Here is a 15,818-nt window from a genome sequence, read left to right on the forward strand (position 1 = left end):
CCCCGCGCCCCGCTCCCGTACGACCCGTGCATGACCGAACCGAATTTTAGGATCGGCCAATTCCCGGCGCCAGCGCCCCGGTTGAACTCCCGTCCCACCTCTTGACCCACTGCCCGGCCGCGGGCAACTTGAACTCATTCCTAGATTCCCGTTCCAGGATTCCCGCATCCGGGATTGAGGGGGCACAGCCATGGTCGACTTCTCGCTCTCCACCGAGGAACGTCAGATCAGGGACACCGTGCGCGCGTTCATCACCAAAGAGGTGATGCCGCTGGAGCAGGACGTCCTGCGCAACGAACGGGCCGGCCGCCGCGGCGTCGAGCCCGAGGTGATCGCCGAACTCCGCGCCAAGGCACGCCGGGCGGGCTTCTGGGGTGTCAACACCCCAGAGGAGTACGGCGGGATGGACCTCGGCGCCGTGATGTCCGCGATCATCGCGATGGAGACGGGACGCACCTTCGTCCCGTTCTCCTTCGGCGGCAGCGCCGACAACATCCTGTACGCCTGCGACGACGAGCAGAAGCGGCAGTACCTGCTGCCGACCATCGAGGGCGAGCGCCGCTCCTGCTTCGCCATCACCGAACCCGGCGCCGGATCCGACGCCCGCAGCATCCGCAGCCGCGCGGTCCGCGACGGCGACGACTGGCTGATCACCGGCGAGAAGACGTTCATCACCGGAGGCAACGAGGCGGACTTCGTGATGGTGTTCGCCGTCACCGACCCCGACCTGGGCGCCGACGGCGGTGTCACCTGCTTCCTCGTCGACCGCGACATGGGCTGGAAGTCCGAACCCATCGAGACGATGGGCCAGTGGGGCCCCGCCTCCCTCGTCTTCGACGAGGTGCGCGTCCCGGGCCGCAACGTCCTCGGCGAGGTCGGCAAGGGCTTCCAGCTCGCCATGCAGTGGATCGGCCAGGGCCGCTACCTCATCCCCGCCCGCGCCATCGGCTCCGCCGAACGCATGCTCCAGATGGGTGTCGACTACGCGCGCCAGCGCCACTCCATGGGCCGCCCCATCGCCGACTACCAGGCCATCCAGTGGCACATCGCCGACTCCCAGGTCGAGATCGAGTCCGCGAAGTGGCTCACCCTGTACGCCGCCTGGCGCGCCCAGCAGGGCATGGACGCCCGGCACGCCTCCTCCATCGCCAAGCTCAACGGCGCCGTGATGGCCAACCAGGTCGTCGACCGCGTCCTCCAGATCCACGGCGGCATGGGCTACACCAAGGAACTCCCCATCGAACGCTGGTACCGCGAACTGCGCCTCCTGCGCATCTTCGAAGGCACCGACGAGATCCAGAAGCGCACCATCGCCCGGAACCTCATCAAGGGGCACGTCCGACTCGGCGGGATCGGCGAGTGACCGCCCGGCGGCCGCGCCCCGGCCTCTTCCGGGCACGCGAGCTCGACCACTACCCCGACGCCCGACAGCGCATGCGCATCCTGTCCATGGCGGTCCTCGCCGTCCTCATCGCCTCCTACGAGGGACAGATCGCGCCCGTCGTCCCGCTGCTGCTCGACGACCTCGACATGTCGCTGACCACGTACGGAGGTGTGTCGGCCCTGGCCCTTGTCGCCGGCGCGATCGCCTCCATGGTCGGCGGCCGGCTCACCGACACCGTCGGCAGGGTGCGGCTCATCGTGCCGCTCCTGATGCTCACCGCGCTGTGCTGCTTCCTGATGACGACGGTGCACTCGGCGGGCCAGCTCCTCGCCGTGCGGGCCGTGCTCTCGGTCGTCGACGGCATGGCCATGGCCGGAACCGCGCCGCTGGTCAGGGACTTCTCTCCCCGCATGGGCCGCGCGCAGGCCTTCGGCTTCTGGACCTGGGGCCCGGTCGGCGCGAGCTTCCTCGCCGCCGCCGTCGCCAGCCTCACCCTGCCGCTCTTCGACGACTCGTGGCGCTCCCAGTTCGTCATCATGGGCGCGGTGTCCCTCGTCCTGTCCGTCGTGATCGCCTTCAACATCGCGGACCTCTCACCCGAACTCCGCGCCCGCATCGTCCGCACCGAACGCGAGACCCTCGGCCGCGCCGACCACACCGAGCGGCCCCGCGCCCGCGACCTGTTCGCCCACCGCGCCATCTGGGCCCACGTCATCGGCATCGCGTCCTGGCTCGTCCTGTACGTGACCCTGGTCGTGTACGGGCAGACGATGCTCGCGGAGAGCTTCCGCCTCGACGCCGCGACGGCCTCGAAGATCATGGCGGCGTTCTGGACGCTGAACATCCTCACGCTCGTCGTCTCCGGACGCCTCTCCGACCGGCTGCAACTGCGCAAGCCGTTCTGCGTGGCGGGAACCGCCGGCAGCGTGCTGCTCACCGCGTACCTGGCGGGCCTCGTCGGCCGCGGCGACGTCTCGCACGCGCACATCGCGATCACCGGGGCGCTCCTCGGTGGCGTGATGGGCTGCGCCTACGGGCCGTGGATGGCGAACTACTCGGAGAACGCCGAGGACGTCGACCCCCGCCTCCAGGGCACCGCGTGGGGCGTGTTCACGTTCCTCACCAAGGCGATGGGCGTGCTGGTCCTCCTCGCGGTGCCCCGCGTCGTCGAGGCGGGCGGCTGGCGCACCTGGCTCGTCGTCTGCGTGTGCTGCATGGCCGTGTTCGTCCCGGCGTCGCTGCTGTTCAGGGGGCCGTGGCGGCGGGCGAGGGCGGCGCCGGCTTCGTCCCCGCAGGACGCTCCGGCCGCCGCCCCCGCGAGCGACTGACGCCCGTCAGCCGCGGGCCACCGCGATCGCCCCGGCGAGCCGCTCCCCGGCCTCGTACACCATGTACGGCACGCCGTGCTCGGTGCCGAACGAGGGAGCGGCCGCCCGGCCGTTCTCCGGGGCCGCGGCATGGGAGTCGTAGAAGACACCGAGGTGCTTTCGGAGCGAGAAGTCGGCGCCGACCTCCGTGATCATCAGGTCGCCGCCGCTCTCCTTGTCCTTGTTGTAGACGACGTACGCGGAGCCGCCGCGCGTGAGGAGGTGCGGTCCGCCCACATTGACCGCGCCGACGTCCGAGTGCCGCACGAGCGGCGTCTGGTCGAAGGTCCAGTCGCGGCCGTCCGCCGACCAACCCCAGCAGATGTCACGGTGATTGGTCGTGTTGTTCAGCATGAACATCATCACGTAGTGCGCGCCGCGGTCCGGCAGCTCGTGCGCGAAGACCCGCGCGTACGACGTCTCGGTGGTGCCCGCCGGCATCATCGACGTCGTCAGGACGACCTTGTCGTACGTGAAGTCGATGCCGTTCGTGGAGCGGGCGAGCCGCGTCGTGGTGTTCTCGCCGTGGAAGTACAGCCAGAACTCCCGGTGCCGGGGCATCCACAGCACGTGCGGCGACGACACATGGCTGACCGAGTAGTGCGGCGACCAGTCGTTCGACACGATCGGATTGTGCGGGTACTCCGTGAACGGGCCCTCCAGTGAGTCCCCGTACGCGAGGCAGATGCCGCCGGGCGCGTCGTGCGGGGCGTAGTAGAGGTAGTAACGGCCGAGCGGCGAAGCCAGCTTGTCGTACACGCCGCGCACGGTCGGGAAGATGATCTCGCCCGTCGGGTTGTACGTGAGGTCGGCGGGGGAGAGAAGCGTGCGGACGTAGGTGTAGTCGGGGAACCCGCCCGGCGCGGCCGAGGCCGACGCGGCGGGAAGCCCGCCGAGGGCCAGCGCGGGCCCGGTGACGGCGGCGGCGCGCAGAAACGTGCGGCGATGCATGTGCGTCTCCAAGGGTCGAGGAAGGTCAGAGGTAGGTCGCGGCCGTGACGCACAGGCCGCCCAGCGCCACCGCCCACACGTACGGCAGGGTCCGCACCATCACCTGCTGCGGGGACACCCCCGCGTACTGGGCGCTCCACACCGTCTGGGTGCTGGTGGGGTCGGCGACGCCGAAGACCTGGTTGTACGAGGTGGCCATGCCGAGGACGGCGACGGCCGGGTAGATGCCGGTGGCGATGAGCACGCCCGCGATGCCCGCGCCGAGTCCGAACACATTGAGCGGGCCCCGGTACAGGCACAGCGGCACCAGCAGGGTGAACACGAGGACGAACAGGACCGCGTTCTGCGGGCTGACCGCCTTCAGGAGCGGTTCGAGCGCGTCGACGGCGCCCGGCAGGTTCACCGCGGCGAGCAGGATCCCGATCGCCACGAACAGCGCGATCGGCGGGGCCGCCACCTCGAAGCCGCCGTACAGGGTGCGCAGCAGCCGCCGGTTCATCTCGCGCGGCCGCGTCGTCGTCACCAGCGCGTACAGCACGCCCGCCAACAGCGAGGGAATGATGGCCAGTTCGAGGCCGAGGGCGAGCACCAGCGGAATCACCGGGGTGAGCAGCGCGTACCACGGGGCGTCGCCGAGCGGCGCGCGACGACGCTCCGCCGGACGCTCCCGCACCGACCGCAGCGACCATGCGTGCTCGACGCCGCGCCGCCGGGACTCGATCAGCACGTACGCGAGGGCGGCCACCAGTGCGAACGGGAACAGCTTCACCATGAACCCGCGCACCGTGTCGATCGGCAGATGCAGCGCCGTGGAGAAGAACTGCCACACCGGCAGCTCGAACGGGATGCCCACCGCGATGCCCATCAGGATCGTGCCCGCGGCCGTCACCTTCGGCACACCCACCGCGATCATCGCCGGGATCCCGATGAGACCGGCGAGCATCGCCGCGGGCGCGGAGCCGGTGACCGTGCCGACGAGCGCCGACACGGCGAGCACCCCGAGCGCCACGAACACCGGCCGGTCACCACCGAATTCGACGATCTTGCGGACCAGGGTGCCCGCGATGCCGGTCTCCTCCAGGAGCTTGCCGAGCCACGAACCCAGCAGGATCGCGATCATCGTCGAAGCGAGCGCCGGCGCGCCCTCCTGGAGCACGGTGTCCAGGAGGCTGTCCTTGCCGGTCACCGGGGCGCCCGCGAGAAGGGCGATCACCACGGCGAGCAGCACGAGCGCGAACGCGGTGGGGAGCTTGCGGCTCAGCATGGCGGCGACTCCGGCCGCCATCACGAGCAGGATCACGACACCCATGTCACTTCTCGCTTCTGTCGGGGTGCACGGAGGGGTGGGGACGGGCGACGGCGTCGAGCGCCGCGGTGAGCAGCAGGGGACTGCGGCCCAGGCCGCAGGAGGCCCGCGCGTAGGCGTGCGCGGCCAGCTCGTCGGCGCCCGCGACGTGCGCGTACACCCGGTGCCTGCCGATGCGCAGTGCCGGATGGTCGAGCGCCCGCTTGAACTCGGCGCGCACCCGCGCGTGGTGGAGGTGCGCGTGGGCCCGCTCGTGCGCGAGCGCCGCAGCCCGCACCGAGCCCTCGGGGAACCACGCCCGCCAGCCGCGTTCCTCGACGAGGCGTTCGGCACGGTCGATGGTGTCGGCGTACAGGTCGACACGGGCGGGACGCGACCGGTAGCGGGCGAGGAGACCGGCGTCGAGCCCGCCGTCGTCGTGCTCGACGACCCGCGCGTCGAGCGGCCCCGGGGTCAGGCGCGCCCCGAACTCCTCGGCGGCCAGCGCCCATCGGCGCAGCATCAACGGGTCCCGCCCCTCGTGTGTCGGCGTGCCCCGCAGCAGGCGGACCGCCAGGTCCAGGTCCTCGTCCGCCGCGCCGCTCATGCGCGGGCCTCCACGACCGCCACCACGGGCTCGTCCGCGGCCCGCGCCCGCAACTCGCTGCGCGCCAGCGCAAGCAGCGCGTCCGGCTCGAGAACCCCTGACAGGTCGGCGATCCGGCCCCCGACGAGCAGCCGCACGGCGGGCGCCCGCACCCCGCCGTCCCCGTACGAGGTGGCGTCGCGCACCAGCGCCGCGAGGGCTTCACCGGCGGCCCCCACGGTCGTCGTCTCCACCCGCGCGTCCGGCGCCCCGAGCCGTACGACACCGTCCGCGTCCACCACCCGCACCGGCCTCCGCGCGGTCCGCAGGCGGCGCTTCACCTCGGTGCCGTACACGGTGTACGCGTCGGTGCCCGCGAGGACAATCACCCGCGCCCCGGGTGTCTTGAGGCTGGTGGCCGCGGCGTCGAGGCGCTCCGCGTCGTCGGCCCGGTGTGCCCGGTCCTGCGTGCGCAGTTCGGTGGCACCGGTGGCGATCGCGCGGACGGTGCTGGTCTGCGGGTCGACGGTCACCTCGACCTCGACACCGTCGGCCGCCGCGCCCTGCGCCACCACCGCCCGCTCGGCCTCGGCCCGCACCGCCAGGATCTGCTCCTGCGTGGCGCCCGGCACGATCCGCTCGACCTGCTCGCGGACCAGGGCGAGCGCCACACCGATCGGGCTGATCACCTCGTTGTGCCGGGCGATCCGTCCCTCCATCCCGGTGACCGCGGCGAGATGCGGGGTGACGGACGCGGCGCCGCCGCCCCCGCCCACGAGCACGGCGGTCTTCCGGTCGAGCCGGTAGTCCTTGACCATCGCGTCGACCACCGCCCGCACCCGCTCGGCGCCCGCGTCGAGGACGGCACGCGCCGCGCCCGCCACATCGGTGCCGAGCCGCTCGGCCAGCGGACGCAGCGCGGCCCGCGCCACCTCCTGGTCGCAGCGCGCGAAGTCGCCCTCGGGCACCCGGCCGAGCGCGTTCGCCGCGCACGTCATCGTGAGCGCGAACCGCCCGCCCGCCGCGTCGAGCACCACATGGTCGTCCGGATCGCCGTCCATCGGCCGCACCGTGGCGAGCCGCGCGTCCCGCAGCTCGTCGAGCGTCGCGAAGCACGCGTACGGAAGCCCGGCGATGTGCGCGCTGCGCGGCCCGACACCGATGACCTTGCCGTCGGAGACACGCACCATCGACCCGCCGCCGACGCCGACCGTGCGCACATCAAGGGCGTTCAGGTACGAGGCCCTGCCGAGGATCGTCGCGTGCCGCACCGCGACCTTGCCGCGCCGCACCACACTGATGTCCGTCGACGTGCCTCCCGTCTCCAGGAACACCCCCTCGCTGATCCGCTCCTGCATCAGCGCGCCCGCGACACCGGCCGCGGGACCCGACAGGACGGTGAGCAGCGGCCTACGGCGCATCTCGGCGAGGGACATGACACCGCCGTCGCAGCGCATCACCATCAGCGGAGCGTCCACCCCGGCCTTGGTGATGGACGAGTCGACGAGTTCGGCGGTCGCCAGCATCCGCGGCAGGATCGCCGCGTTCACCACCGCCGTGCGCGTCCGCTTCTGGAGCCCGTACAGCGACGTGATCTCGTGTGCCGCCGCCGTCGGAAGGCCCGACGAGCGCGCCGCGTCGAGCACGGCCCGCTCCCCGTCGGGCCGGTCGACGCCGAACGGCTCGGTGGCGACCAGGACTTCCGCGCCCTCCTCCAGGACGCGGGTCACGGCGGCCCGTACCGCGTCGGTGTCGAACGGGTCGGTGACGTGCGCGTAGGCGAGCGGCAGCTTCTTGCCCGGTGTCAGTTCCAGCTTGCCGAGCGCGGCGAGCCTCCGGGTGAGCACGGCGCCCGCGCCCGCGCCGATGCCGATGAGGCCGACCTTCGCGACGTCGCCCTCCAGGAGCGCGTTCGTGGCCTGCGTCGTGCCGTGCGCCAGGAACGTGACATCGGCGGGGGTGCGGTCGACCTGCGCGAGCAGCCGGTCGAGCGCCCCCACGATGCCGTGGGCGACACCGTCCTCATGACGGTGGCTCGTGGGCACCTTCACCTGGCCCACAAGGTCGAGCGTCGCGGCGTCGACGGCCACGGCGTCCGTGAACGTGCCGCCCACGTCGATCCCGACGCGTATCCGTGTGCTCATCTCGTACGCACCTCCTCGTGCGTTCGCGTACCGGATGGAGAGTCAGTAGCCCCGGACGTCGGGCCAGTGCCGCTGCACGCCCGTCCGGTCGAGCAGCCGGCCGAACTCGTCGAACCGCTTGTCCTCCGCCTGCACCTGGTGCGGGGACACGTCCTCGGCCAGGCAGTGCGCGGCCAGCGCGCCCGCGACCTCGCCGATGTTCCACTCCACCGGGTGCAGCCGGTAACAGCCGTTGGTGATGTGGGTCGTGCCGATGTTCTTGCCTGCCGGCAGCAGATTGCGCACCCGCCGCGGCACCAGCGCGCCCAGCGGGATCTCGAACGGCACCGAACCGACGTCGATGTAGTTGTCACCGCCGGTCGAGGGATGCAGGTCGATGCGGTAACCGCCGACCCCCACCGAGTCCCGGTACCGGGTCCTGCCGTACGGGCCGACGACGTCGATGGCGACGTCCTGCTCCACGACCGTCGTCACCGCCTTGATGCGGCGCGACTCCCGCACGTACGGAGCCTTCGCGAGACCGTCGGACGTGCCGGTGACATCGGGGCGGATGCGCAGGCCCGGGAAGCCGGTGCCGCCGTCCGCGCGCGGTGCCTCCGTCTGCAGCCAGTACAGGACGGACAGCGACAACTGCCGCGCCTCGCGCAGCGCTTCCTCCTCCTGGCCGATGTACGGCTTCAACCAGTAGTCGTTCAACGGCCAGTTGACGAGCGTGATGTCCGAGTCGAAGGCACCCGGCCGGTGCAGCTTGCGGGCGAGGATCCGCCGGAAGCCCCACAGCTCCTTGTCTCCGGCGTCGGCGCTCTGGTCGGCGCTCACCGCCAGCGGGTCGAGGTCCGGGTTGGGCACGAAGGTACGGGGGACCGGTTCCAGGGTGCGCGGGTCGGGCGCCTCGAAGCCGAGCAGCGGACCGGGCCAGAAATCGGGCCGGTACGAGCGCCAGAAGTCGTAGTCGACGGGACGCTCCACGGTGTGGTCCTCGCCCTCGTGGTGGGAGAGCGCGAAGCACACGGTGATGCCTTGCTGGTTCCCGGGCTGCGCCGTGTCCGGGGCGTGCGGCTCGTCGAACTCGGCCCGCGCCTCCGCCCCGTTGGCGTGCTCGACCCCCGCGAGGGCCAGCAGCTCGCCGGTCTCCGTGGCGTCGACGACGTACGAGGGCGTGAACCCGCGCACGATGCCGGTGCGCAGATCCCGTACGGCCACCGCGCTGATGACATCGTTGTCCGACTCGGCGGAGACCGCCTTGTGCTCGGTGAGGACCGTCAGGAGCCCGCTCGCCCGGTGCGGCGCGAGCATCCCCTCCAGGACGGCCAGCGCGATCCGCGGCTCGTGGCACAGCTTGCTCACACGCCCCGCGCCCGGGTTCAGCTCGGTCAGCGCGTGCGCCTCGCCGCGCAGCGGATACCACTGCCGGTAGTACGCGCGGATGCCCTCGCGCAGCGCCCGGTACGAGGCCGTCGCGCCGAACCGCTCCACCCACGGGTGCTCGTCGGGGGGCACGGCCTGGGCGGTGAGCTGACCGCCGATCCAGTCGGTCTCCTCGGTGAGCACCACTCGGCGTCCCGCGCGGCAGGCGGCGAGCGCGGCGGCGACACCGCCGAGGCCGCCGCCGACGATCAGGATCTCCGGTTCGGGAATCACATGGCTCCTTCGGTACGGATGTGCTGTACGTCTACGGTGTGCGGTCGGGAGCGGCGCCCGCCGTGGCGCCCGTACGGAACTCGCAGGCCACCAGCGGCTCGGCCGCCTCCTCGCCGGCCACGAGGGCCGCCAGGAGCCGCACCGCCGCGGCGCCCAACTCGTGCCGCGGCACGTCGAACCCGGTCGGCTCGGGGCCGGTGGCCAGCTCGGGCGGCGGGCTGCCGAGCAGCGCGAGCGACACGTCGTCCGGGCACGCGAGCCCGGCCTCCGCGACGGCCCCGCTCAGCGCCCGCCACGCGGCCCCGGTGTCCGTCTCCTCCGCCACGAACGCCGTCACGCCGCCCGCGACCAGGCCCCGGATCCGCTCGGCCGTCACCTCGGCGACCGGGTCCGCGCACCGCAGCACCGCGTCGGGACCGCCCGCGAGCCCCGCCATCTCGAGCCCGTCGAGGAAGCCCCGCTGACGGTCCGTGGAGGCGGGCGCGTCGTCGTCCTCGCGCACGAGCACCATCCGCCGGTGCCCGAGCCCCGCGAGGTGGGAGACGACGTCGCGGCTCGCGCTCACGTAGTCCGCGCCCACCCACGCGAGCCCCTCCAACTCCTCCCTGCGGCCCAGGTGCACGACCGGGAAGCCGTCGGCGACCAGGCGCTTCAGCTCGGCGCGCGGCACGTGCCTGCCGAGGAAGAGGCAGCCGTCCGCGAGCCGCACCCGGCCGAGCGCGTCCGGGCCCCCGCCGCTGGACGCGGTGAACAGGACCAGGTCGTAACCGCGCGCCGCGGCCTCCTGCTCCACGCCCACCAGGAACGGGTAGTACGAGTGCTGCACGTCGGTCGGGAACGTCGACGTGAAGCTGAAGACGCCCAGCAGGTTGTTGCGGGAGGCCGCGAGGCGGCGGGCGGCCGGGTCCGGAACGTAGCCGAGGCTGCGCGCGGCGTCCAGGACCCGCTGCCGGGTCTCCTCGGAGATCGTCGCACCCTTGCCGTCGCGGCGGGCGTTCAGGACCAGCGAGACGGTCGCCTGCGACACGCCGGCCAGCCGCGCCACCTCGGCCTGCCGCGGACGCGACGTGCGGCCCGCCGGAGCAGGCGCACGGCCCGGCTTCGCACGCTTCCTGGGTTGCTCCACGCCGGCCGCTCCTCGGGTGTCCGTGGGTGGTAATGCGTATTAGGTAATGCGCATTAACGCGTACTGTGCGGGCGCCGCACGGCCCCGGTCAAGGGGTCGTCACCGGATTTCGGGAGACACAACACTCCGGTGGCCACCGGAGATTGAGCACGCCGAGGGACCCGGCCGCGCGCGGGCGGTCGGGCCCCTCGGCATGCGGCGGTACGGCGCTCAGCGCACGGTCAACCGCACCAGCCGCGCCTTCGTGGCCGCTTCGCCCGTCACCTTCAGCGCCACGTAACGGGCCTTCACCGCGCCCAGGTTGAGTGTGTGGTCCTGGCCCTTGCCGGTGAGGCGGCCCGCGAGGCGGTAGCCCAGGCCGTCACCGCTGACTTCCACCTCGGCCGCGGGTGCGTCGCCCAGTGTCCAGCGCGCCTCCACCGTGCGGAGTTCCGTGTCCGCTCCGAGGTCGACGACCATCCGCCCGCCGGGTCCGGGACGCCACGACGTCGACGGGTCGCCGTCCACCGCCGCCGCCGGGTCCGACATGCCGTCCGGGAGCGGGCTGGTCGGGAACACGGTCCGGCCGAGCGCCAGGTCGTCCAGGGGGTGGGCGGTGGCGCCGGAGAGGCGGAGCGTCGTCTCGCGGGCCCGGGACACGGTGGCCACCGCGCTGCGGCCCTGCGCCGCGACCCGCACCCGGCACGCGGCGCCGGAGAGCCGGAGCGTGGCCCCGTCCACGACCCGTATGCGCAGCCCCGAGGGCAGCCGGTCGCCCGGCAGCGGGCTCAGCGTGAACCGGGGCGGGAGCAGCCGGGCCTCCGCCGCGTCGAGGTCGACGCGGAAGGCGACACCATCGGCGGTCACCGTCTGATCGCCCTCGAAGACGGCACGGCGTTCACCGGACTGCGGGACGTCGACCGTGGTGGTGTCCCGCTCGCCCGAGAGGTTGAAGAGCGCCAAGTGGCCGTCCACGTACGCCGCTTGGACGGCGGAGTTCTGCGCGACGGCAGGCTTCGTGCGGGCCGCCGCCCGCAGCTCGGCCGGTGAGGCGTCCGCGTGTCCCTCGACCATGACGGGCGCCGCGGGCCCGTCCGCCGCCACGACCGTGTCTCCGTAGACCGCGATCGGGTGGTCGCCGCCGCGGACGACGATCCCGGCGCGGCCGTCGATGTCGAGCCAGCCGCCACGGGTGCTGACCTCCGGCTCGGGCCATGCCGCGAGGTCCTGCCACGTCGCGCCGTCCGTCGACCCCTGGACGCGGTAGGCGCGTCCCGCGGCGGCCTCCCAGCGCAGCGTCACGCGGTCGACGTCGTGCGGCGCGCCCAGGTCGACCGCGAGCCAGCTGTCCGTGCGCGGCCGGTCGGCCTTGGAGACGGCCCAGCGGGTGGCCGGGTCGCCGTCGACCGCGAGGCCCGGGCCCTTGCCGGGGTCGCTCGACGACGCGGTCGCCGTGCAGCCGCGCGCGAGGTCGGGACCGTCCGCGCCGTCCCGTGCCTCCAGGGCGTACAGCGAGTACCCGTACGTCGGGTCGGGGCGCACGCCGAGCATCCGCAGGTGCCGGACGGTGGTGCGCGGCACGGTCACCTCGTCGACCCGCGCGGCCGAGCCGGATCCTTCCCGTGCCCGCACGGACGCGCTGCCCTCCTCGAAGCGGTACGTCCGTGTGCCGTCGAGGCCCGCCATGCCCGGCATCGTGAGGTTGTGCACCTCCAGGTGTCCCTCGCCCGCGCCGGTGCCGGTGGACGCGTAGACCACCGAACCGGTCGGCAGCGTGGCGAACCCCGCCCGGCCGCCCTCCAGTTGGAGGACCGTCGCGCTCCCGTCGAAGCCGTCGCGCAGGGACGTGTGGACCCGCACCGAACGGTGTGTCACCTTGCCGGCCGTGGACGGCAGGAACATCGGGGTGGCGCCGCTCAGCCTGAACAGCCAGTCGTCGTGCCCCGGCTGCCACGCGAACTTCACGAAGCCCGGCTTGCTGACCGCGCCCGCCCACGCCGCCCGCGTCTGATGCGACACGAGTCCGGGCCCGGTCCCGAAGTCCGTGACACCGGACGCGTGCGCGAACAGTTCCTCCGCGGAGTACGGACGCACCGGGTCGCCGCCGCGCGCCGCCGCCCACACGTGCAGCAGATAGCTGATGGCCAGCTCGGCGCGGGCCTCAGGCTCGTACTTCGGCTCCCCGGAGAACTTGGCGAGCCGGTGCTCCGGCGGATACTTCTGGTACGCCTCCAAGCGGTCGGCCAGCGCCCGCTCCGCCCACGCGGCCGACCGGTCGCCCGCCACCTGCGCCAGGAACGCGAGCGGGATGACATCGCGGCCGTACAGGTGCTCGCGGTCGTTCACCATCGGCATCAGCGGCTCGCCGGCGTCGCTCATGACACCGAGGAGCGTGCGCCACAGGGGCCGCGCGTTGGGCTGCCGTGTCAGCACCTCGGGCAGCGGGCGGCCCGCCGCCAGGAAGTGTGCCGCGTTGCGGCCCGACGTCCGCCACAGCTCCTCCTGGTAGTGCGGGCCGAAGGAGCCGTGGTTCTCGACGATGAACGTGTCGTACAGGTTGCGGGCCGTGTTGCGGGAGACCCGCACGCCGTCGACGAGCGCCGGATTGGCCAGGTCGGCGGGCGGCAGACCCGCCTCGTTGCGGGACCATGTGCCGTAGCCGGACCGCCAGTCGGTGTGCCGGGGGTCGTCCGGCGCCCAGGCGAGGGCGGGCGCGAGGGTCTGCGCGTACAGGCCCATCTCCTCCAGTTTGGTGTCACCGACATGGCCGCCCTCGAGGCCGTTCGGCGTCCAGTCGCCCGAGTCGGGGTCGTCGCCCGTTCCCAACCACGTGGTGTACGCCGCCTGTTCGCGTGTGATGGTGTCGACGCGCTCGCGCGTGGTGTCGTCGAGGTCGTCCCACAGGAGCCGCGCGGCGAGCACGAAGTACGACTGGAAAGTGGTGTCGAAGAACAGCTTGCGGCCCCACTCCTTCCCGCCGGTCAGCCGGTTCGACGCCGCGAAGTGCCGGATCGTGGCGAGCGTGCGCTCCTTGAGAGTGTCCCGGTCGACCCCGGCCCGCTCGGCGTCGTACGTGCCCTGGGTGAGCAGGACGGCGTGGCCGAGGACGACGGCGAAACCGAAGTCCTTCGCGGTGTAGTGGCCGGCCGCGGCGTCCCATTGCGTCTCGGACCAGCGGGTGTGGTCGAGCAGAACGCGGTGGTAGGTGGCCGCGATGTCGTCCGGGGGAGCGGACGAACGGCCCGCCGCCCGCGCCTGGTTCGCCCCCGTGAGGGCCGGGAGGGCGGCCATGGCGCCCGTCAGGCCGACGGCCTGCAGGAATCTGCGGCGCGGGAGCTGCGGGAGGTGGTGCGGCATGGGCGGGACCTCTTTCGCGAAACACGAGACAACGTTGTCAGGTGGAAGGGGCTCAGTATTCGGTTGCCGGTCCGCCGGCGTCAACGGTCGTGCGGGAAGGGGGGGCGGAGGTCGGGGTGGGGCCGCGGCCGAGGTGTCGGTCGCGGCCCCACCCCGGCGCTCACCGGGATCAGGCGCGGGTCCGGGTGAGGATCGCGCGGAGCTCGGACACGGGCAGCTTCGGTTCCCGGTCGGCCGTCAGGAGCCCGTTCACCTCCTGCTCGGTGTCGGTGAACTGGGTGTAGCAGAAGCCGGCGAGGCCCGCGTCCACGGCCGCCCCCACCAGCGAGGCGAGGCGTTCGGCGAAATCCTTCTCCGTGGCCACGGTGTCGTAGCCGAACCACTCGGCGCCCTCCGCCGGTTCGAAGGTGGCGCCGCCGAACTCGCTGAGGACGACCGGCTGCCCCGTGTGGCGCACCCCGTCAAGCGTCAGCCGCCGCACACCCGGCCACCGCTCCTTGAACTCGCCGCGCCGCAGCCCTTCATGGCCGTAGCGCTCGCGCAGCACATCGGCGCGCTGCGTGTAGTCGTGCACGCCCCACAGGTCACCGGCGGAGATCTCCCACCCGTCGTTCGACACCGCGAGGCGCGACGGGTCGAGCGCCTTCGTCAGGTGGTACAGGGCGTCCATGAGGTGCCGCTGCTCCGGCACGAGCGCCGGATGCGGCACGGACCAGGACTCGTTGAGGGGGATCCACGCGACGATGGACGGGTGGCTGAGATCGCGGGTGATGGCCTCGGTCCACTCGGCGACGACCCGTTCGACCGTCGTCGTCCCGAACGCGTACGCCGACGGCATCTCCTCCCACAGCAGCAGCCCGAGCCGGTCCGCCCAGTACAGGAACCGCGGGTCCTCGATCTTCTGGTGGATGCGGAGCCCGTTCAGGCCCAGCTCCTTGGCGAGTTCCGCCTCCCGGCGCAGCTCGTCCGCCGACGCCGCGAGGTGCGAGCCGGGCCAGTAGCCCTGCTGGAGCGCCATCCGCAGGAAGTACGGCCTGTGGTTGAGGAGGAAGAGCCCGTCGTCCCAGCCGATGTCCCGCAGGCCGACATACGACGACACCCGGTCGACGGGGGTGCCGTCGGTGTCCTCGACGTCGACCGTCGCGTCCACGAGGTGCGGATGCTCCGGGCTCCACAGCAGGTCCTCCAGTTCCTGGGCGTGCCGCAGCGCGGGCACCGCGACGTCGAACGTCGTCTCCCGCCCCTCGGCGAGGGTCCGCTCGTCGGCGAGCACCCGGCCGTTCAGCGTGAGCCGCACGGACACGCGCACGGGAGCGGCCGGCCACCGGCTGAGCACGACCCGGCAGCGTACGCGGGAGTGCGCGACGTCCGGCGTCCAGTGCAGCGTCGTGATGTGCCGCTCCGGCACCTCCTCGAGCCACACCGGCTGCCAGATCCCGGATGTGCGGTGGTACCAGATGACGTGCGGGTCGCGGCGCCAGTCCTGCTTGCCGCGCGGCTGTGTCACGTCGAGGGGCTGGTCCTCGGCGCGCACCACGAGGACGTGCTCGCCGTCCCCGTCGAGCGCATCCGTGATGTCGCACGTGAACCCGGTGTGCCCGCCCTCGTGCCGACCGACGAGCCGTCCGTCCACCCACACTTCGGCGCGGTGGTCGACGGCGCCGAAGTGAAGGAGCAGGCGACGACCGGCGGCGGGCCGTGTCACGTCGAGCGTCCGCCGGTACCAGAGCACCGGGTGGAAGCCGGTGTCCCGCACGCCCGACGCCGCGGACTCGGGCGGGTAGGGCACGGTCACGACCCCCGTGAACGGGGCGGTGACGTCCGGGTCCATCCAGCGCTCGGCGCGACCGCGGTCGGCGTCGTCGTGGGCGAACCCCCACGGCCCGCTCAGATCGCGCCAGTCGGGGTCACGGACGAGCTGCGGCCGGGGATGACCTGCGACGTCGAGATGGGTGTGAGACAAGGAGAACTCCGTGGGTGGGTGCGCGCGGTGGCGGT

General features: G+C 72.7%; 10 protein-coding genes. 2 read left to right on the plus strand and 8 right to left on the minus strand.

What is annotated here, in order from left to right; all coding sequences use genetic code 11:
- The first annotated feature begins 190 nt into the window (after positions 1 to 190).
- Positions 191 to 1,363 carry an acyl-CoA dehydrogenase family protein gene (locus tag ACTWJ8_RS39525; protein ID WP_443262222.1) on the plus strand — a complete coding sequence of 391 codons (1,173 nt, stop codon included), beginning with the start codon at positions 191 to 193 and terminating at the stop codon, positions 1,361 to 1,363.
- Positions 1,360 to 2,712 carry an MFS transporter gene (locus ACTWJ8_RS39530; RefSeq protein ID WP_443262223.1) on the plus strand — a complete coding sequence of 451 codons (1,353 nt, stop codon included), beginning with the start codon at positions 1,360 to 1,362 and terminating at the stop codon, positions 2,710 to 2,712. The genes ACTWJ8_RS39525 and ACTWJ8_RS39530 overlap by 4 nt, the downstream gene beginning before the upstream one ends.
- Positions 2,713 to 2,718: 6 nt before the next feature.
- Here the strand turns inward: ACTWJ8_RS39530 and ACTWJ8_RS39535 are convergent, their stop codons facing one another.
- The 8 genes from ACTWJ8_RS39535 to ACTWJ8_RS39570 all read right to left on the minus strand — a co-directional run bounded on the left by ACTWJ8_RS39535 (position 2,719) and on the right by ACTWJ8_RS39570 (position 15,783).
- Positions 2,719 to 3,702 carry a hypothetical protein gene (locus tag ACTWJ8_RS39535; protein ID WP_356385228.1) on the minus strand — a complete coding sequence of 328 codons (984 nt, stop codon included), beginning with the start codon at positions 3,700 to 3,702 and terminating at the stop codon, positions 2,719 to 2,721.
- 25 nt (positions 3,703 to 3,727) lie between these two features.
- Positions 3,728 to 5,011: a TRAP transporter large permease subunit gene (locus tag ACTWJ8_RS39540; protein ID WP_356385231.1), complete on the minus strand. Its 1,284-nt coding sequence runs from the start codon at positions 5,009 to 5,011 to the stop codon at positions 3,728 to 3,730.
- Between the two features lies 1 nt (position 5,012).
- Entirely contained in the window at positions 5,013 to 5,594 is a 582-nt protein-coding gene (locus ACTWJ8_RS39545; RefSeq protein WP_356385234.1) for a hypothetical protein, read from the minus strand.
- Positions 5,591 to 7,717, minus strand: coding sequence for a hydantoinase/oxoprolinase family protein (locus ACTWJ8_RS39550; protein WP_443262224.1), 2,127 nt, complete (start codon positions 7,715 to 7,717; stop codon positions 5,591 to 5,593). Before ACTWJ8_RS39550 ends, ACTWJ8_RS39545 begins: the two co-directional genes overlap by 4 nt.
- 42 nt (positions 7,718 to 7,759) lie before the next feature.
- The gene (locus tag ACTWJ8_RS39555; RefSeq protein WP_356385240.1) at positions 7,760 to 9,358 is read right to left on the minus strand and encodes an FAD-dependent oxidoreductase; all 1,599 of its coding nucleotides are present in this window, start codon (positions 9,356 to 9,358) and stop codon (positions 7,760 to 7,762) included.
- A 31-nt stretch (positions 9,359 to 9,389) separates the two neighbouring features.
- On the minus strand, positions 9,390 to 10,484 hold the full coding sequence (locus ACTWJ8_RS39560; RefSeq protein WP_356385243.1) for a LacI family DNA-binding transcriptional regulator: 1,095 nt from the start codon (positions 10,482 to 10,484) through the stop codon (positions 9,390 to 9,392).
- A gap of 210 nt (positions 10,485 to 10,694) precedes the next feature.
- Positions 10,695 to 13,820: a discoidin domain-containing protein gene (locus ACTWJ8_RS39565; RefSeq protein ID WP_443262225.1), complete on the minus strand. Its 3,126-nt coding sequence runs from the start codon at positions 13,818 to 13,820 to the stop codon at positions 10,695 to 10,697.
- Positions 13,821 to 13,989: 169 nt separating this feature from the next.
- Positions 13,990 to 15,783, minus strand: a complete 1,794-nt coding sequence (locus tag ACTWJ8_RS39570) for a glycoside hydrolase family 2 protein (RefSeq protein WP_443262226.1) — start codon at positions 15,781 to 15,783, stop codon at positions 13,990 to 13,992.
- Positions 15,784 to 15,818 lie beyond the last annotated feature (35 nt).

The organism is Streptomyces sp. SDT5-1 (assembly GCF_052245995.1).
Lineage (GTDB): Bacteria > Actinomycetota > Actinomycetes > Streptomycetales > Streptomycetaceae > Streptomyces.